Genomic DNA, 18,973 nt, shown 5'->3' on the forward strand with positions numbered 1-18,973 from the left:
AGAAATAAAATCGGCCAGAACAATTATCCGTTCTGGCCGATTTTCATTTAACACAATTTACAACTCTCCTTCTCCTACTTCTTCTCCCGAAGCATATACCACATAATTCTTATTGGTAGTATTGAATGTTACCCTAATTGGTTTTTCATTTCTAACCAAATCTAAATAATCACTATACCTATCTATAGGCTGATACCCTACCCCGGTTTTTATACTCTCGTTATACGTATTCCCGGAAAGGTTTCCCTCTCTAAAAATTAGATATAACCTATATCCGTCCGCACAATACAAATTAATTCTACCGGAATTCTCTCCATTAGGATAAAGGAACGCCGCGTAACGATCACAATTTTTTACAAATGTTGCCATAACTCTATATGTATTTAAATGAAGCAAATAACAATTTGATTATAAATGTATTACACAATAACAAAGGTCAAATATGGTATTGTACGAACAGTCTGTAATCTTGTATAAATTGAAACAAATACGATTTAAAGCCTATTTACTCCCAAATTATAGTCCCCTTAACAGATTCTTTTCCCAAGCTGCCTTAAATTTGTTAAATTTCATATATGAAGGCTCTCCATACTATCGCCATTCTTCTTATTACCTTCTCTACTGTGGCCCAAGATGATTTCTTGGCCAAACAGTATTTTAATGATGGTGATTATGAAAAGGCCGTGGTGTACTATAAAAAACTAACGGATAAAAATCCTAGTAGAACAGATTATACAGAAGCTCTTATAGCCACCTACCAACAATTGGAACGTTATACGGATGCCGAAAACTTTTTACTGGAAAAATTAAAAAATGCCCGGGCATACCCTACACTATTTATTGAAATGGGGTATAATTACAGATTACAGAACCAACCGGAAAAGGCCAAGGCATACTACGAGAAAGCAATCGCTAAAATAGATGACAATCCTAATTATGGATATGGTATTGGCTACCGCTTTCAAAAATACGCTTTGTTAGACGAAGCCCTTAAGGCCTACACCAGGGCTATGGAACTCAACCCCCAGCTGGACTATAATTATCAAATGGCTCGTATTTACGGAGAACAGGGCAATATTGAGAAAATGTACGTATCCTACTTAAACCTCATTAGCGAGGGCAAAACATCAAAATCTAACGTGCTTCGTAATATTGACGATTTTATAACTGCGGATGCTGAAAACGAGAACAACCTTATCCTTAAAAAAACGCTATTGCAGAATGCACAAAAGAATCCGGATATTCTTTGGAACGAGCTTTTGAGCTGGCTCTTTGTACAACAAAAGCAGTATGGTAGTGCCTTTCGTCAGGAAAAGGCTATTTACAAACGCTTGGAAGGTTCTAATATGCAACGCCTCAATGCCCTTGGGAATTTAGCTCTTGAGGATTCCGAAACCGAGACCGCTCAAGAAATCTTTCAATACATTGCGGATAATAGTGCTGACGAGGTCACTAAACTTAACGCACAACTGAACCTTATAGACATTCAACTTTTAGAGCCCACAAAAAAAAGTTTAGAAGCGGTAAAAAAGCAATTTAATGAGCTCATAAACATTCATGGTTACAAGGCCCAGACTTTACAATTACAGGTTGCCTACGCCAACTTTTTGACCTTTAAACAAGAAACTCCAGAACAAGCCATCAAAATTCTAAAACAAAGTTTAGAGCTTCCGTTAAACGCCCGTGGAAAAGCTTTCGTAAAACTGGCATTGGGAGACATTTTGGTATATGATAAAAAATTTAATGAAGCGCTCATCTATTTTTCACAAATACAGCAAAATCTAAAAAATGATGTGCTGGGGCAAAATGCACGGTTTAAAGTGGCCCAGACCAGTTTTTACAAAGGCGATTTTGATTGGGCCCTCACCCAGTTAAAAGTGCTCAGAAGCTCAACATCGCAGCTTATAGCCAATGATGCCATGCAGCTGAGTTTATTAATTTCGGATAACTCACTGGAAGATTCAACCCAAACCGCTCTTAAAAAATATGCCCGGGCAGACCTTTTGGCCTACCAGAATAAAACTAAAGAGGCCATTACGGAACTTAATGACATTCTTGAAAACCATAAAGGCGAAAAAATTGAGGACGAGGCCCTTCTAAAACAAGGTGAACTTTTAGAAAGCACCAAAGCCTACGAAGCTGCCGAATACAACTACCAAAAAATAACTGAATTCTACGCCAATGGTATTCTAGCGGACGACGCGCATTTTGCACTGGCAGAACTCTATAGAAATAAACTAAATCAACCTGAAAAAGCTAAGTCGCATTACGAGAAAATTATTTATAATTATCAAGACAGTTATTATTTTCCGCAGGCGAGAAAGAATTTTAGAATGTTGCGGGGCGATGCCGTGAATTAAGATAAAAGCCACCACTATGTACATATACAATGTAACAACAAATATAGAAGAATCAGTTCATGACGAATGGCTCATTTGGATGCGTGAAGTCCATATTCCGGAAGTATTGGCTACGGGCAAGTTCCTGAACGCCAAAATGAGCAAAATTCTGATAGAAGAGGATATGGGCGGGGTTAGTTATTCGGTTCAGTTTACAACGCTGAGCAGAGAAGTACTGGAGAGGTATTATTCTGAGGACGCTCCCAGATTGCGCGAAGATGCACACAAAAAATTTCCAAATAAATTCGTTTCGTTCAGAACCGAAATGGAGGTGGTAAGTGAACATTAGTAACATGCAATACCTTTTTACTTACGGTACACTTCAAGACCTGAACGTACAAGAACAGGTTTTTGGCCGTACCTTAAAAGGAGAGCAGGATGTTTTAGAAGCGTTTAGAATTTCCCCTGACAAAATAATGGGTAGATACCTCGTTGCCGAAAAAACGAACAGCAGGGAAGACCAAATTAAGGGCATTGTTTATAAGCTTAAGCAAAGCGAGTTAACTATGGCCGACCTCTATGAGGGAGAGGCATACAAAAAAATTGAAGTCGGCTTAAAATCGGGCAAAATAGCTTGGGTTTATGTAAAGGCTTAAAAAGAAAATATGGGCAAGAAAAAGAAGAAGCAGTACGAACAGACACATACAAAATCATGGAAAGAAGACAGTCCGGTCAAAGCTAAAAAGCACTTAGGGCAACACTTTCTAAAAGATGAGGAAATAGCCCAAAAAATCGCGGAGACCCTTTCTTTGGACGGGTATAGGAATGTAGTTGAAATAGGGCCTGGAACGGGTGTACTTACCAAATACCTGTTGCTGCAAGACATAAATCTAGTAGCAATGGATCTGGATGCCGATTCTATTGTCTATCTCAACCATAGTTTCCCCTTGGAACACCCCAAGGCAATGGCAGGAAAAAGTACGCTTCAGGTAATTGAAGCCGATTTTCTAAAGTATGACCTTACCGAGATTTTTGGTGATGAGCAATTTGCCATAACCGGAAACTTCCCCTATAACATATCTACACAAATTGTTTTTAAAATGCTGGAAATGAAAGCACAGGTACCTGAATTTTCCGGTATGTTCCAAAAGGAAGTGGCCAAACGTATTTGTGAAGGAGAAGGCAATAAAACCTATGGTATTCTATCCGTACTGGTACAGGCCTATTATGATGCCGAATATTTGTTCACGGTTTCGCCCCAAGTTTTTGACCCTCCGCCTAAAGTACAATCCGGGGTACTCCGTTTAGTGCGTAAAAAGAATTTCACATTAGATTGTGATGAAAAATTATTCTTTAGAGTGGTTAAGGCCGCATTCAACCAACGTAGAAAAACCATAAGGAACAGTTTAAAAGTATTTGACCTTTCACCGGAACTTAGGGGAGATATTATTTTTGATCAACGTCCCGAGCAACTTAGCGTGGCGGATTTTGTTGCACTTACAAAAAAAATAGCCCTGGATCTAGACTAGGTATTTTTGGTCTGTATATGCTTTATTTTCCCATAATTATAATCTTGACAAATTTATAGGGTGATTTTTATCTATAAAGCGTGCTAAGAAATCGTAAAGAGCACAGTGCTTTAAGCCTTTTTCTTTAGCTTTGCCGCAGTTTCTTCATAAATGCTTTATATGATAAGATAGGATGACGCCATTTAAACTCACAGATGAACTTCTAGCTGAAATCGAGCAGCTAATTGAATCCCGAGGAGATACCAGCTTGGTAAACCTAATGGAGGAAATACATTATGCCGATATTGCCGAAATCATCAATGAGTTAAACGAAGATGAAGCCACCTATCTGATCAAACTTCTTGAGAGCGATAAAACTTCCGATGTCCTAACAGAATTGGACGAAGATGTACGGGAGTCCATCTTGAACAATCTTTCCGCAAAAGAAATTGCAGAAGAGCTGGATGAGTTGGATACGGATGATGCCGCGGATATTATTGGAGAACTTCCCAATGAGATTATCCAAGAAGTTATTTCCGAATTGGAAGACCGGGAACACGCCAAGGATATTGTAGACCTTTTACGTTATGATGAAAACTCTGCCGGCGGGCTTATGGCCAAAGAGCTTGTAAAAGTACGTGAGAGCTGGGATGTACTCAAATGTGTAAAAGAAATGCGCGCCCAGGCCGAGAACGTTACCCGTGTCCACTCTATTTACGTAGTAGACGATACGGACAAACTAAAAGGACGCCTATCTTTAAAAGATTTACTTACTACCTCTACACGCACGCACATTAGTGAAGTGTATATTCCAAAAGTTGATTCGGTAAACGTTAACGAAAAACCTGAGGAAGTAGCAAAAATCATGTCAAAATATGACTTGGAAGCCATTCCCGTAGTTGACGAAATAGGAAGATTGGTAGGCCGTATTACTATTGATGATATTGTAGACGTTATTCGTGAAGAGGCCGAGAAGGATTACCAAATGGCTGCCGGTATATCTCAAGACGTAGAGGCAGATGATAGCATTTGGGACCTTACCCGAGCACGACTACCTTGGCTATTTTTAGGCCTAGTGGGCGGTATTGGCGCAGCGGGTATCATGGGCGGTTTTGAAGAAATGATCAGCAAACATGCCGTATTGTTCTTTTTTACCCCGTTAATTGCGGCAATGGCCGGTAATGTTGGGGTACAATCCAGCGCCATAGTTGTACAAGGTCTGGCTAACGATGATTTAAAGGGCAGCGTTGGGAATCGCCTTATAAAGGAGTTGCTTTTAGCACTCCTGAACGGTACTATCCTTGCTACCATTTTATTACTTTTTACCTGGTTATGGAAGGGTGATTTCCTCACCTCCCTATCCATTTGCCTCTCTTTAATTGCCGTTATCCTAGTGGCGGGTTTCATTGGCACCTTCATCCCATTGTTTTTGCATAAAAGAGGCATTGACCCTGCCATTGCCACAGGACCGTTTATTACGACCAGTAATGACATTTTTGGTATCCTCATTTATTTCTCCATTGCAAAATTGGTGTTAGGCATCTAGACCAAAGCATGTATTTCATTACCTTTGTTCGCTATTCAGTGGAGAAGACCATTTAATTATCATCCATCTGGGTAAAAAGAATACCGCCTCAGGTAGACCAAACATCTTTTCAATATATGAGCCGTTCCATATGGAAACAACAGGGTTTGTATGATCAATTTGAAAAGACACAAAACGCCAGAACACTATGGAAGGAAAAATGAAGATTTTACATGTGGATGTCAACCATCCGCTCTTAATAGAACAGTTTAATGAACTAGGTTTTCAGAACGATGAAGACTACACTTCTTCTAAAGCAGAAATTGAAGCTAAAATTCATGAATATGACGGACTCATCATTCGCAGTAGATTTAGTATTGACAGTGAATTTCTGAACAAAGCGTCCAAACTTCAATTTATTGGAAGACTGGGTGCGGGACTGGAGAACATTGATGTACGCCATGCCGAAGCCAATGGTATATTCTTGGCAGCGGCGCCTGAAGGCAACAGAAATGCTGTAGGGGAACATACGCTGGGAATGCTTCTGTCTCTTTTTAATAAACTACAAAAAGCAGATAAAGAAGTTCGCTCCGGAAAATGGGACCGCGAAGGCAACCGTGGCATAGAACTAGATGGCAGAACTGTTGGTATTATTGGGTATGGCAACATGGGCAAGGCATTCGCAAAAAAACTGCGCGGTTTTGATGTAGAAGTTATTTGTTACGACATACAAGGTGGTGTAGGCGATGAAAATGCTCGCCAAGTAGGTATTATGGAACTGCACCAACGTACAGACGTATTAAGCCTACACGTACCTCAAACGGAACTTACCATTGGCATGATCAATACTGAGTTTATAGAAAAATTCCACAAACCGTTTTGGTTACTGAATACGGCAAGAGGTAAAGCTGTGGTTAGTGAAGATTTGGTTTCAGGCCTTAAATCAGGTAAAGTTTTGGGTGCCGGCCTAGATGTATTGGAGTACGAAAAGGCCTCTTTTGAAAATATGTTCACGACCCACGCCAATGGCACAGCAGACCTTAGTCAGATGCCAGAAGCGTTTCAATATCTTATTCAGGCAGAAAACGTATTGCTCACACCTCATGTAGCCGGATGGACCGTAGAAAGTCTAGAAAAACTGGCACAGACCGTAGTAGATAAGGTAAAAGCAAAATTTTGCTAACTTAGAAGACCATAATCCAAATTGCATGTACGTTCCCCCCGATCGGATTATGGAGCGTATAGTTTGTTCATCCAAAATCAAAAAACAATGCAATTAGGTAACTTTTCGGTAAGCCTGAATGTCAAGGACATTCAGGTTTCAAAGCAATTCTATGAAACTTTGGGCTTCTCTGTTTTTGCCGGAGATATTGCTCAAAATTGGCTAATCATGAAAAATGGTGATGCCACTATTGGTCTATTTCAAGGCATGATCGAGAAAAACATCCTTACTTTTAATCCCGGCTGGAATTCCAACGCAGAACCCTTGGATTCCTTTACCGATGTTCGGGAACTTCAAGCAAAGTTTAAGGCCCAAGGTTTACAATTAGATGTTGAGGCAGATGAAAGTTCTTCCGGACCGGCTTCCTGTATGCTAAAAGACCCGGACGGAAATCCTATTTTAATAGACCAACACGTTTGATCATGAATTATAAAGCAGATTCACCTGAAGCTTATATTGCACAGCTTCCTGCAGAACGCCAAGAAGTCATATCCAAATTGAGAAAAACAATTTTGGACCATCTTCCTACTGGATTTGAGGAACAAATGAGCTATGGAATGCTTGGTTACGTAGTACCGCACTCCCTTTATCCAGACGGTTACCATTGCAATCCCAAACTTCCACTTCCCTTTATAAACTTAGCTTCTCAAAAGAATTTTGTAGCATTATACCATTCGGGAATTTATGCTAATCCAGAACTTTATGATTGGTTTGTAGCGGAGTATCCAAAACATTGCAAACGCAAACTGGACATGGGTAAAAGCTGTATTCGGTTTAAATCTATGACAGACATACCTTATGAACTCATTGCTGAACTCAGTACAAAAATGAGCGTAGACGATTGGATCGCATTGTATGAAAAAAACACGAAAACCAAGAAGTAACTATATTGACCACCATCTACCATTAGCAATCATTTCGTAAATATAGAACGGATTCATATGAAAAACAGAGTTATAGGTTTAGGAGGCTTCTTTTTCAAAACAAAAGACCCTGACGGGATAAAGACATGGTATAAAGAACATTTAGGACTTAATACGGACCAATATGGTTGTACGTTTTGGTGGAAAGATAAAGAGGGGAACGACTGTTCTACCCAATGGAGCCCTATGAACGAGGATACCAACTATTTTGAACCAAGCAAGAAACAGTTCATGATGAATTTTAGGGTTGAAAATTTGGTTGAGCTGCTTAAGGTTTTAAAAGAGGAAGGGGTTACCGTAGTGGGCGAAATAGAGGAATACGAATACGGTAAGTTCGGGTGGATTTTAGACCCCGAAGGCAACAAACTAGAATTGTGGGAGCCTATTGACAAGGCTTTTTTATAATCGAAAAAACGACTTACATTTAAGAACAGAATAACCAAAACAACCAACACGATGTCCGACGAAAAAAAAGAATTTGGAAAAGACTTTGCAGAAGATGCCAAAAAAGCCGCAAACGAATTTCAAGAAGAAGTAAAGAAGACCTTTGACCCTAACAGTCCCGATAATGGTAAAATTGTGGCCATTGTGGCACATATTACAGTAGTAGGGTGGATTGTGGCACTCATAATGAACTCGCAGAACAGAACAGAATTTGGGAGTTTCTACATTAGACAGACCCTTGGCATATGGCTGCTGACCATTGTTCTAAGCATTATCCCCATTGTAGGTTGTTTTGCCGCTGTGATCGGACTGGTATTGATCGTTATGAGTCTTATAAATGCGGCCAGCAATAAAATGGATCGCACAGTTGTCGTAGGTGAGTATTTTCAAGATTGGTTTAAAAGTCTATAATTTTCAACTTTGCTATGGAAGAAATGCAGCTAAGGGCCATGCTCCCCGAAGATTGGCCTTCCGTTTCTAAAATTTACGTTGATGGCATGGCAACCGGATACGCCACCTTTGAACAACAAACTCCCACATATGAAGCATGGGATAAAGCGCACCTTGGCCATTGTAGGATTGTAGCTGTTGAAAAGGAAAAGTGTTTGGGTTGGGCGGCACTTTCGGCGGTATCTAGCCGCTGTGTTTATGGAGGTGTTGGCGAAGTCAGCATTTACATCTCTGAAGAGGCACGGGGAAAAGGCATAGGTTCAAAACTTATGCAAGCCCTAATCATGCAAAGCGAAGAAAACGGGCTATGGACACTTCAATCCGGTATATTTCCCGAAAACAAAGGAAGCATCAAACTTCATGAAAAAATGGGTTTTAGGTATATAGGAAAACGTGAACGTATTGGCAAAAGAGACGGTCTCTGGAAAGACAACCTATTGTTTGAAAGAAGAAGCACTGTAGTGGGCGTAGATTAACTTAAAACAGCCCCCTAAACGTTTTGTTGCGCCTCCATAAACTTACGCTCCAGTTCCGCCTGAAACTCCTCCATTACAGGTTTTACCGTACTCTCGGGCAAATCTGCGATCTTAATGTACATTAACCCATCTATGGCGTTGTTAAACAATGGATCTACATTAAACGCGACTACTTTTGCATTTTGCTTTATGTACTTTTTAATGAGAACGGGCAACCTAAGATTTCCTGGTTCTACCTCATCGATCAATTTATCAAACTTATTTAGATCGGCTTGAGTCTCATCAAAAACAAACTCCTTATCCGCATCCTTCAACTTTACCTTAAATTCTTTTTTGGGTCGTACATACTGGGCTACATAGGGATCCCAATAGTTACTCTTCATAAACTCGATCATTAACGATTTAGAAAAGTTGGAAAATTGGTTACTAATACTCACACCACCAATTAAATATTTATGTTCCGGATGGCGCAGCGTAGTATGCACAATACCCTTCCAGAGCAAGAACAACGGCATAGGTTTTAATTGATATTCCTTTACGATGTAGGCCCTTCCCATTTCTATGGACTTGCTCATCATACCAAAAAGTTCAGGCTCAAACCGAAACAAATCTTGAAGATAAAACCCATCTATGCCATACTTGGCAAAGATTTCAGAACCAAGCCCCATACGGTACGCTCCGGCAATTACCTTTGCCTCGTTATCCCACAAAAACATATGGTGATAGTACGCATCAAACTCATCAATATCTATAGAATTGTTGGTGCCCTCGCCAATTTCACGAAAAGTAATCTCTCTTTGACGACCAATTTCTTGAAGCGTAAACGGAATTTCATCCGCAGGTGCCAAAAACACCTCATAGTTCTTGCTTTGCACCATTCGCCTATCATTCTCAACAAGCTTTTCGATCTCGGCCTCTATAACCTCTCCTCTAACGGGCTGGGCTATTTTTCTAGGCTGTTTGGGTAACTTTAGAGATGTGGGTATTTGATCTATTAACCTCTCCTTTTCATAAGCATTGGCCAATATGTATGTTTTTCTCCGCAACAACTCGGAATACTCTTCCAACGTTTCCTGTTCTTTCTGAGTTGCCACGGAAATAGGTTGACCAATACGTACTTTAATAGGTCTGTTTCTTTGCGAAAATACTTCAGAAGGCAACTTTGCGGTACGGAACACCCCACCAATCTTTGCCAGGCGATAAAACAATTTACTATTCTTGGCGTGAAAATAAATGGGAACAACAGGTACCTCTGCTTTTCTAATAAGTTTAATAGCCGTTTCTTCCCAAGGTTTATCTACCGCTATTTTACCCTCTTTGCGAGTAGATACCTCTCCTGCAGGAAATATCCCAACGGGGTGACCTTGCCTTAGATGCAACATGGCATTCTTAAATCCCGAAATACTGCTCTTGGCCTCTTTACGGTCTTCAAACGGATTTACCGGAAAAATGTACTGTGCCAAGGGTTTAAAACGCTGTAACAGGAAGTTGGCCATTACCTTATAATCTGACCTATGGCCCAGCATCAGCTTTAATAAGACTATACCATCTATCCCTCCTAAAGGGTGGTTGCTTACCGTAATGAAAGGTCCTTCTTTTGGCAAACGTTTTAAGTCTTCCTCGGGTATTTCATAATCAATTTCATACTCTTCAAGAACGGCATCCAAGAATTCCGAGCCCTCTAGATGGCTCATCTTATCATACCTCCTGTTCATGTTAGAAATCATCGTGACCTTAAGCAGTATCCAAGCCGAAAACGTACCAAAAACCCCGTATTTATCAAGTTTGGTAGCTTTGGCCACTTCTTTTGCGGTCACTAAACCCATAGTTCTTTTATCAATTAGGTGACCGCTAAGATAGGAAAAACACTAGAGGAGACTCCCTTTTTAACAAATTTAGACTTACACGATCAATATTACTTTACCACCAACTGTAGTGTCTCCTTACCCCGTTGCTCTAAAAGAACTTCGTGTCCGTTTTGCAAAGACTCAATAGCCTTTTCATCAAAATGTCTTATGGTATAGAGAGATACGCCTTCATGGTGCACGACCTTGAACCTGCTCTTAAGCAAGTTTAAAAGATCCTCTAAACGTCCAAAACGATTATCGACACAAACAGAAAAACTAATTGCGGAATTCTGTATCAGATCTACCTTCATCTTGTGATCATGGAACAGCTTAAAAAGTTCACTTATACTATCTTCTACAATGAAAGAAAAATCCAATGAGGAAAGCTTCATAAGAACTTGATTTTTCTTCACGATAAAACAAGGTACTTTTGGCTCTATGCCAACTCCTTTACCTACAGTGGTACCAGAATCTTTTGGATTTAGAAATGATTTTACGTGAAGTGGAATCTCTTTTTGTTGTAGAGGCTGTAACGTTTTTGGGTGTATTACGGAAGCTCCGTAGAAAGCAAGCTCAATGGCCTCACGATAAGATATGTTGTTCAACAGTTGGGTTTCGGAAAAATACCTTGGATCGGCATTAAGTACACCGGGTACATCTTTCCAAATAGTAACCGAATCCGCATTTAAGCAATAGGCCAATATAGCCGCGGTATAATCCGAACCTTCCCTACCCAAAGTAGTTGTAAAGTTATTGTCATCACTACCTAAAAAACCTTGGGTAATGTTCAATTTGGATTTATCTATACCTTTGGTAATGCGGTCTTGGGTCTTCTCCCAGTTTACGGAAACATCACGATAACTGTCATTGGTTTTTATAAAATCTCGAATATCTACCCAGTTGCTTTTTATCCCTACATCATTCAAATAGGCATTGAGGATAGTTGTTGAAATTAATTCGCCATAACCCACGACTTGGTCGTACACAAAATTATAATTGGGCGATTTGTTCCAAGCCAAAAAACCTTGCACCTCATCAAACAAACCTTTGACCAAAGTAAATACCTCATGGCTATTGTTTGAAAAAAGGTCTCTAAGAATAGCATCATGATATGCTATTGTTTCTTGAAAAGCAGCCGTTAAAGCGGACTTATCATTAAAATAGGCATTTACCGTTGCTTCCATAGCATTGGTAGTTTTGCCCATGGCGGATACAACAACCATAGTATTTTCATGGCCTGTTTGCCTTAGTACATTCACCACGTTTTTTACTCCATCAGCATCTTTTACCGATGCACCGCCAAACTTAAATACTCGCATATGTTTTACTATTTATCTTAAATTTTTTATGTCAGGTAGACCATAAGTCGCAAGAAAATATTACGTCCATTTGAGCCGGTACCCAAAATTCTTCATTTGCTCTAAATCTATACCAATAAAATCAATACTTACCAATCTATTTGCTATATACACTTTGAAGTGTATGTTCTTTTACTACATCCATTATTCCCGTATGGACTTTAAAAGTTTGCTTAAAATCATCCAAATGTCTCGCCGTATTTTCCAGAATTATAACGTTTATTTTAGTTGATGGATAAAAATAACAAGCTGAAACAAACCCTGGTGCGTATCCCAAAGCTCCAATCTCAATGTTTTCATTGCCGTCTTTGAAGAGTAATCCATAACCGTATTCAATCGTTCCAAAAATTGGATGAACTCTTGAAGCGTATCTAGTTGACATTAGTTTCAGTGTTTGTTTCGTCACCAATTGTCCCGAGTATAGTAATTCATTCCATTTTTTTAAATCTATCGCATTGGAAATAAAACCACCAGCAGCGACATAATTGTCAAAACTGTCAGTTGAAAAATTCATAGTTCCCTTCTCATCTTCCTCATAGCCCTTTGCCAAAAAATCATATTCTTTATTCTTAGGGTGAAATGTATAATCAAAACCGTATTCTAAAAATAGATCAGAAGAATTTTCTTCAAAAGTATTACCCGTTATTTTTTGAAGAATTCTAGCAAGTAATTCATAACCTAACTGAGAATATTTAAATTGCGAACCTTCTTTAAATTCTAACGGTTTTTCAACATCCGAAATCCCATGAGTATGGGTTAATAAATGGTGAATTGTCACCTTTTCAGACCAAGGTTGCTCAACACTCTCTAAGTATTTATTGATTTTATCATCTAAGTTGAGATTTCCTTTTTCAAATTCCCGTAAGATTAAAACAGCAGTAATTTGTTTACTAATCGAACCAATGACGAATTGATTTTTTAATTCCATTGGAATTCTTTCTTCAAGGTCCGAATACCCTATCGCTTTAGTATAAATATTAACTAAACCAGAAGAAATCGACACCACTCCATTGAACTCACTTTTATTAATATTTGAATCCACATTTGCAATCAAATCAGTATAAGGTTCATCTTTATCTTGTCCATTTAATAAAAATAGATTCAAACAATTAAAAGCTAAAATTAGTAAACCGATTTTCATTCAGTATCCTTTTTCAAAATAATGCCTAATTTAGGATTAAAGCTCCTCTAGAATAGATGTACCTCGGGAACCATCTCCAGAGGTCCACTGCCAACTTTCATGTAGCTTTATTTTTCCTTCTTTGTTTATTTCTGGCTTAGACAAGCATGTGCCTGTCATTAATGCTCCATCTGTATTTACTTGATGGTAGCGCATGTCTATATTTCCGTTTTCATCTACCAAACCTATGAGATGGCCTTTTACAATCTTACCTCCTGCATACTCAGAAGTGAGAATGTTGCCTGTCTGCCGATACTCAAAAATAGTCTCTTGTGTAGTTTCCCCGTTATCGGAATTCTGCACCGGGCGGAATCTTTTACCATCGTAGTTCATTACAATAGACCTTATTGGAGTTCCAAAAATGTTTTAATGCCGTTTTCGTCTAATTGCACCACGTCCCAGTCGCGCATTACCCTTGCCCCATTTTTTTCATAGAAAGCAATGGCCGGCTCATTCCAGTCCAATACTTCCCAACAGATTCTTCGCACACCCAAGTCGTTCCCATAATTGACCACTTCTTTTAAAAGGGCACTTCCCAGGCCACTACCACGCATCTTTTCCGTAACAATGAGGTCTTCTAGGTGAATTACCGGTCCTTTCCAAGTAGAGTATCTTGGATAGACCAAAGCCATACCCACAATCCCTTCTTGGGTCTCACCAACAAAACAGTGAAAAAGTTTTTTTTCACCAAAACCATCGTTTTTCAAATCCTCTACGGTTACCTCAACAGCATTGGATTCCTTTTCAAAAACAGCTAGTTCTTTAATTAATGTCAGTACTTGCGGCATATCACCCTCTTGGGCTTCACGAATTATATAGCTCATAATTGTTATAAATAAAACACGAAGTTATAAATTTAAACATTCAAATCTAAACCAATGGAACATAGTTTCACAAAATAGCCGATATTTGTGGTCAAATAAACAGCCTAAACATGCACCACAAAAAAAACCAAACGCTCGGAGAGTTTATTATTGAAAATCAAGATTCGTTTAAATACTCATCTGGAGAGCTTTCAAAGTTAATCAATGCCATTCGTTTGGCGGCAAAGGTGGTTAACCACGAAGTAAACAAAGCCGGTCTAGTAGATATTCTTGGAAAAGCCGGTGAGACTAATATTCAAGGGGAAGACCAACAGAAGTTAGATGTCTTTGCCAATGAAAAATTCATAAATACCTTAGCTAACAGGGAAATTGTTTGTGGAATAGCTTCTGAGGAAGAGGATGATTTTATAGCCATTAACAGTAACGACGAGGATAACCAAAACAAATATGTAGTACTGATAGACCCTTTGGACGGATCGTCTAACGTAGACGTAAATGTTTCCGTAGGTACTATATTTTCTATCTACCGAAGAGTTACCCCAGTAGGCACACCCGTTACCATTGAGGATTTTCTACAACCCGGAAATCAGCAAGTAGCTGCAGGGTATGTGGTGTACGGAACTTCAACCATGCTTGTTTACACTACGGGAGATGGCGTAAACGGATTTACATTGAATCCCGCTATTGGCACCTTCTATCTATCACACCCTAACATGCAATTTCCTGAAAACGGAACTATCTATTCCGTAAACGAAGGTAAATACGTGCATTTTCACCAAGGGGTAAAAGATTATATTAAATATTGCCAGGCCGAAGAAGGAGACAGACCTTATACCTCAAGGTATATTGGCTCTTTGGTCTCCGATTTTCATAGAAATATGATTAAAGGCGGTATCTACATGTATCCTAAAAGTAGTGTAACCCAAGAGGGCAAACTGCGTCTTTTATACGAATGTAATCCTATGGCATTTTTAGCCGAACAGGCCAACGGACTGGCAACTGGTGGTAAAACCCGCATCTTGGATATTGTTCCTACAGAATTGCACCAACGTGTGCCTTTCTTCTGCGGAAGTAGAAAAATGGTAGAAAAACTACAAGAATTTCTAGACAAATACCATTGATCACACCAAATACCCAAAAGCATCCTAAGAATAAAAAAGCCCGGAAAATAAATAGTTTCCGGGCTTTTTTTATGCTTTACCTTAGTGTTTCAAAAGGTATAAATAATCATCAAAATCTATTCTTCCGCTAAAAATAGCAACAGACTTCTCAATTACCTTATCGGCCTGCTCTCCTGAAAAACCAAGTCCGATAGCGTACTTTTTTAATAATACCATTTCCTCATCATCTATGTGATGGTCAGAAAAGATAATACGGAAAAGATCATAAAGACGCTCCAATCTGTTTTCTGAAGTATGTGGTGGATCAATAGGATATTTATTCTCCTTTTTCATCACCTCTTTATACTCGGATTCAGTTATATCGAACTTTGCCGCAAAACGGTCCAACATACTTTTTTCTTCCGAGCTTATTTCTCCGTCTACACTAGCCAAAGTTGCAATAGCCGCAAAATGCGCTAAGTTTCTTCTGTGCTCACCACTAGTATATAAATCTGCGATTGCCATATGTATCAATTTTATTGGCAGCAAATATAATTTTTTTAGAGGTCATTCCCTTCCTCCCATATGATTATTTTGAACCCATCTTTTGGCATTACACCACATCTTAATGTATACGGATGGCATTTCAGAATATTACGTAACTTTCAATGAACATGAAAAAACCGCTTCTTGAATTCACCGATAAAGGTATTTATTGCAGTGCCGCCAAGGTTTATCTAGACCCGTGGAAACCTGTAGATAAAGCCATAATCTCTCACGGTCATGCAGACCATAGCAGATGGGGGCACAAGCAATATATTACACATCATAGAAATGTACCTATAATCAGCCACCGTCTAGGGAAAATTAATGTTTCCGGTAGGGAATGGGGAGAATCCTTTACTATTAATAATGTAAAATTCAGCCTTCATCCTGCTGGCCATATTATTGGTTCATCACAAATTAGAGTAGAGCATAAAGGTGAGGTTTGGGTGTTTACGGGAGATTACAAAACCGAAAGCGACGGTATCTCTACCCCCTACGAACCCATTAAATGCGACACCTTCATTACGGAATGCACCTTTGGCCTACCCGCTTTTAAATGGACTCCCCAGCAAGAGGTTTTTGAAAATATCAACCAGTGGTGGACGGATAACCAGGCTGAGGGGAAAACCTCAATTCTATTTGGTTATAGCTTAGGAAAAGCTCAAAGGCTACTCAAATATCTGAATACGGATATCGGCAAAATATACACCCATGGAGCCATTGAGAACATGACCCAAGTGCTTCGCCCATTAGTGGATTTTCCTGAAACGACCTTAATTACTAAGGAAACTAAAAAAGAGGAACTTCTTGGAAATATTGTTCTAGCTCCGCCCAGTGCACATGGTAGCACTTGGATCCGTAAAATGGTTCCATACGTTACCGCTTCCGCAAGTGGTTGGATGACTTTTAGAGGTGCCCGCCGCAGAAGGGCCATTGACAAAGGTTTTGTTCTGAGCGACCATTGCGACTGGCAGGGGCTCCTATCCAGCATTGAGGCAACGGGAGCGGAAAAAATCATTTGCACCCACGGGTATACCGAAATCTTTTCAAGATACCTGCGCGAACAGGGTTATGACGCCCGTACGGAAGAAACCCAATACGGTGATGAGGAAGACAACGCTACCCCAGAAGAGACCACAGCCCTTGAAACCCAGACCTCATGAAGCAAGAACAAACTACATCGGAAATTGATAATGCTACGGTTTTTGAATCGAAGGAACTTGGTATGCGTGGTTTTGCCGCATTGATAAAAACCTTGGACAGCACCAATAAGACCAATGTTAAGGTCCAGGCCTTGACGGATTATTTTTTGGCAGCGAGCAACAAGGATAAAGTATGGACGATTGCCATTTTATCGCATCGTCGCCCACCTCGTCCCGTAAACACCACCCTATTACGGGAATGGGCTTCCGAACTGGCCAACATTCCACTTTGGTTGTTTGAGGAAAGCTATCACATTGTGGGCGATTTGGCCGAAACCATCGCTCTCATTGTTCCATCCAGCAAAACATCCACAGAAAAAACATTGACCCAATTTTTGGAGGAGATGATTGCATTAAAAAAGAAATCGGATGATGACAAAAAAACCTACCTCTTTGAAAACTGGAAAGTACTTGATTATTATGAGCGTTTTGTTTTTACCAAATTGATTACTGGAGGGTTTCGCATTGGTGTAAGCCAGAAATTAATGACCAGGGCATTGGCAAAGGCCACTGAAATAGATGAAGATATTTTGGCCTATAAACTTATGGGGAACTGGGACCCGAACACAATTACCTTTCAAGAGCTTATCTTAGAAGAAAACGAAAGCGATTATCTGTCTAAACCCTACCCTTTTTATCTTGCATATGCTATTGAGGGTGAGCCGGAAGATTTGGGTGATGTTAGCTTGTGGTCCGCAGAACATAAATGGGATGGCATACGTTCGCAGGTAATTCTCAGAAATGACGAGCTGTTTGTTTGGAGCCGTGGTGAAGAATTGGTGACCGATAAATATCCTGAGTTCAACCAATTTGAAACAACGATTCCCAACGGCACGGTAATAGACGGGGAAATCCTACCCTATATTGATGGACAAATAGGCACTTTCAACGATTTGCAGACACGCATTGGACGCAAGACCGTTTCAAAGGCCTTACTTAAAAAGGTACCCGTTATCCTAAAGGCCTATGATGTTCTGGAATGGGAGGGAAAGGATATCAGAAACAAACCCTTTGCTGAGCGCAGAGCCATTTTAGAAAAATTATACCAAAAGACGGATAATACAGATATACCGTTTCACCTTTCCGAAACAATGCATTTTAGCTCTTGGGAGGAAGTCGCCAAGGAGAGGGAACGCTCCCGGGAAATGTTCAGCGAAGGACTCATGCTTAAACGTAAGGACTCCCCTTATTTAGTGGGAAGAAAAAAAGGGGATTGGTGGAAATGGAAAGTAGACCCGTTGACCATTGATGCCGTCCTAACCTATGCCATGCGAGGACATGGTAGACGCAGTAATCTGTTTACCGATTATACCTTTGCTCTATGGAACGAAAATGACGAAGGTGAAAAGGAACTGGTTACTTTTGCCAAAGCTTATTCAGGATTGACCGATGCCGAATTTAGAAAAGTTGATGCTTGGATCAAGAAAAACACCTTGGAACGGTTTGGACCCGTACGCTCGGTTACCCCTCATCACGTGTTTGAAATTGCATTTGAGGGCATAGCTTTATCCAAGAGGCACAAAAGCGGTGTGGCCACTAGATTTCCAAGGATATTGAGATGGCGCAAAGACAAAAATATTCACGAAGCCAATTCCTTAGACGATTTAAAGTCGATGATTCCGAACGTAGTGAAGGAATCTCTCGGCAAGTAAACCTCTAATTAGGTATAATCACTAACTTACTTAATCAGAATCGAATAATTTAACTGAGAGCTTTACTTACGGAACAAATGTATGACCAAAGGATATTGTTACATATTGACCAATAAAAACAAAACTGTCCTGTATGTAGGCGCTACAAACGATTTAAAACGGAGAATACTCGAACATAAAACTGGCAAATACAAGAATGCCTTTAGTAAGAGATACAATTGCACGCTACTTGTATATTTTGAAGAATTCGAAAACATAAATGACGCTTTTGCAAGAGAAAAACAATTAAAGGCCGGTAATAGAAAACGAAAAATGGACTTAATAAATAACGAAAATCCGGAATGGATTGACCTTTCCATACATTAAACAGATTGCTT

Annotated in this window: 22 protein-coding genes; 15 read left to right on the forward strand and 7 right to left on the reverse strand. The window is 39.7% G+C overall.

From position 1 onward, the window contains the following. Positions 1–57 precede the first annotated feature (57 nt). On the reverse strand, positions 58–369 hold the full coding sequence (locus SJY45_RS11470; RefSeq protein WP_303404462.1) for a hypothetical protein: 312 nt from the start codon (positions 367–369) through the stop codon (positions 58–60). A gap of 206 nt (positions 370–575) precedes the next feature. On the opposite strand from SJY45_RS11470, the gene SJY45_RS11475 reads away from it, so the two are divergent. The 11 genes from SJY45_RS11475 to SJY45_RS11525 all read left to right on the forward strand — a co-directional run bounded on the left by SJY45_RS11475 (position 576) and on the right by SJY45_RS11525 (position 8,887). Then, positions 576–2,360 (forward strand): tetratricopeptide repeat protein, encoded by a 1,785-nt coding sequence (locus SJY45_RS11475; RefSeq protein ID WP_400070817.1) that lies wholly within the window; start codon positions 576–578, stop codon positions 2,358–2,360. 16 nt (positions 2,361–2,376) lie between these two features. Continuing rightward, entirely contained in the window at positions 2,377–2,688 is a 312-nt protein-coding gene (locus SJY45_RS11480) for a DUF4286 family protein (protein WP_289060724.1), read from the forward strand. 4 nt (positions 2,689–2,692) lie between these two features. After that, positions 2,693–2,995 carry a gamma-glutamylcyclotransferase family protein gene (locus SJY45_RS11485; RefSeq protein ID WP_400070819.1) on the forward strand — a complete coding sequence of 101 codons (303 nt, stop codon included), beginning with the start codon at positions 2,693–2,695 and terminating at the stop codon, positions 2,993–2,995. 9 nt (positions 2,996–3,004) lie between these two features. Next, positions 3,005–3,868 (forward strand): 16S rRNA (adenine(1518)-N(6)/adenine(1519)-N(6))-dimethyltransferase RsmA, encoded by an 864-nt coding sequence (gene rsmA / locus SJY45_RS11490; RefSeq protein ID WP_289037275.1) that lies wholly within the window; start codon positions 3,005–3,007, stop codon positions 3,866–3,868. A gap of 172 nt (positions 3,869–4,040) precedes the next feature. Then, entirely contained in the window at positions 4,041–5,393 is a 1,353-nt protein-coding gene (mgtE, locus tag SJY45_RS11495) for a magnesium transporter (RefSeq protein ID WP_215437540.1), read from the forward strand. A 199-nt stretch (positions 5,394–5,592) separates the two neighbouring features. Further along, positions 5,593–6,555 (forward strand): 2-hydroxyacid dehydrogenase, encoded by a 963-nt coding sequence (locus SJY45_RS11500; protein WP_303404805.1) that lies wholly within the window; start codon positions 5,593–5,595, stop codon positions 6,553–6,555. Positions 6,556–6,642: 87 nt separating this feature from the next. Further along, positions 6,643–7,014: a VOC family protein gene (locus SJY45_RS11505; RefSeq protein WP_400070822.1), complete on the forward strand. Its 372-nt coding sequence runs from the start codon at positions 6,643–6,645 to the stop codon at positions 7,012–7,014. Between the two features lie 2 nt (positions 7,015–7,016). Next, a complete protein-coding gene (locus tag SJY45_RS11510) occupies positions 7,017–7,478 on the forward strand; it encodes a DUF1801 domain-containing protein (protein WP_400070824.1) in 462 nt (153 codons plus the stop codon). A gap of 57 nt (positions 7,479–7,535) precedes the next feature. Further along, positions 7,536–7,922 (forward strand): VOC family protein, encoded by a 387-nt coding sequence (locus SJY45_RS11515; RefSeq protein ID WP_400070826.1) that lies wholly within the window; start codon positions 7,536–7,538, stop codon positions 7,920–7,922. Between the two features lie 51 nt (positions 7,923–7,973). After that, a complete protein-coding gene (locus tag SJY45_RS11520; protein ID WP_400070828.1) occupies positions 7,974–8,372 on the forward strand; it encodes a YtxH domain-containing protein in 399 nt (132 codons plus the stop codon). Positions 8,373–8,386: 14 nt separating this feature from the next. Beyond that, positions 8,387–8,887, forward strand: coding sequence for a GNAT family N-acetyltransferase (locus tag SJY45_RS11525; protein WP_400070830.1), 501 nt, complete (start codon positions 8,387–8,389; stop codon positions 8,885–8,887). Positions 8,888–8,901: 14 nt separating this feature from the next. On the opposite strand, the gene SJY45_RS11530 is transcribed toward SJY45_RS11525, so the two are convergent. From SJY45_RS11530 to SJY45_RS11550, 5 genes are all read right to left on the reverse strand, one after another. Beyond that, the gene (locus tag SJY45_RS11530) at positions 8,902–10,713 is read right to left on the reverse strand and encodes a GNAT family N-acyltransferase (protein ID WP_400070832.1); all 1,812 of its coding nucleotides are present in this window, start codon (positions 10,711–10,713) and stop codon (positions 8,902–8,904) included. Positions 10,714–10,802: 89 nt separating this feature from the next. Beyond that, positions 10,803–12,053, reverse strand: a complete 1,251-nt coding sequence (locus SJY45_RS11535) for an aspartate kinase (protein WP_400070834.1) — start codon at positions 12,051–12,053, stop codon at positions 10,803–10,805. A 136-nt stretch (positions 12,054–12,189) separates the two neighbouring features. Continuing rightward, positions 12,190–13,233: a serine hydrolase domain-containing protein gene (locus tag SJY45_RS11540; RefSeq protein WP_400070836.1), complete on the reverse strand. Its 1,044-nt coding sequence runs from the start codon at positions 13,231–13,233 to the stop codon at positions 12,190–12,192. A gap of 36 nt (positions 13,234–13,269) precedes the next feature. Further along, positions 13,270–13,605, reverse strand: coding sequence for a n-acetylglutamate synthase (locus SJY45_RS11545; protein WP_215437520.1), 336 nt, complete (start codon positions 13,603–13,605; stop codon positions 13,270–13,272). Positions 13,606–13,616: 11 nt separating this feature from the next. Further along, positions 13,617–14,096 (reverse strand): GNAT family N-acetyltransferase, encoded by a 480-nt coding sequence (locus SJY45_RS11550; RefSeq protein WP_400070838.1) that lies wholly within the window; start codon positions 14,094–14,096, stop codon positions 13,617–13,619. Between the two features lie 110 nt (positions 14,097–14,206). Here SJY45_RS11550 and fbp point away from each other — a divergent pair, with 110 nt between their 5' ends. Further along, the gene (gene fbp, locus SJY45_RS11555; protein WP_289037288.1) at positions 14,207–15,217 is read left to right on the forward strand and encodes a class 1 fructose-bisphosphatase; all 1,011 of its coding nucleotides are present in this window, start codon (positions 14,207–14,209) and stop codon (positions 15,215–15,217) included. An 81-nt stretch (positions 15,218–15,298) separates the two neighbouring features. On the opposite strand, the gene SJY45_RS11560 is transcribed toward fbp, so the two are convergent. After that, positions 15,299–15,721 (reverse strand): TerB family tellurite resistance protein, encoded by a 423-nt coding sequence (locus SJY45_RS11560; protein ID WP_215437513.1) that lies wholly within the window; start codon positions 15,719–15,721, stop codon positions 15,299–15,301. A 149-nt stretch (positions 15,722–15,870) separates the two neighbouring features. On the opposite strand from SJY45_RS11560, the gene SJY45_RS11565 reads away from it, so the two are divergent. The 3 genes from SJY45_RS11565 to SJY45_RS11575 all read left to right on the forward strand — a co-directional run bounded on the left by SJY45_RS11565 (position 15,871) and on the right by SJY45_RS11575 (position 18,962). Continuing rightward, a complete protein-coding gene (locus tag SJY45_RS11565) occupies positions 15,871–16,905 on the forward strand; it encodes a ligase-associated DNA damage response exonuclease (protein ID WP_400070841.1) in 1,035 nt (344 codons plus the stop codon). A 62-nt stretch (positions 16,906–16,967) separates the two neighbouring features. Continuing rightward, complete coding sequence (locus tag SJY45_RS11570) at positions 16,968–18,596, forward strand: ATP-dependent DNA ligase (RefSeq protein WP_400074348.1); 1,629 nt, start codon at positions 16,968–16,970, stop codon at positions 18,594–18,596. 81 nt (positions 18,597–18,677) lie between these two features. Further along, positions 18,678–18,962, forward strand: a complete 285-nt coding sequence (locus tag SJY45_RS11575; RefSeq protein WP_289060702.1) for a GIY-YIG nuclease family protein — start codon at positions 18,678–18,680, stop codon at positions 18,960–18,962. The last annotated feature ends 11 nt before the right edge of the window (positions 18,963–18,973 follow it).

This window comes from Zobellia russellii (assembly GCF_044597075.1).
Classification (GTDB): Bacteria; Bacteroidota; Bacteroidia; order Flavobacteriales; family Flavobacteriaceae; genus Zobellia; species Zobellia russellii.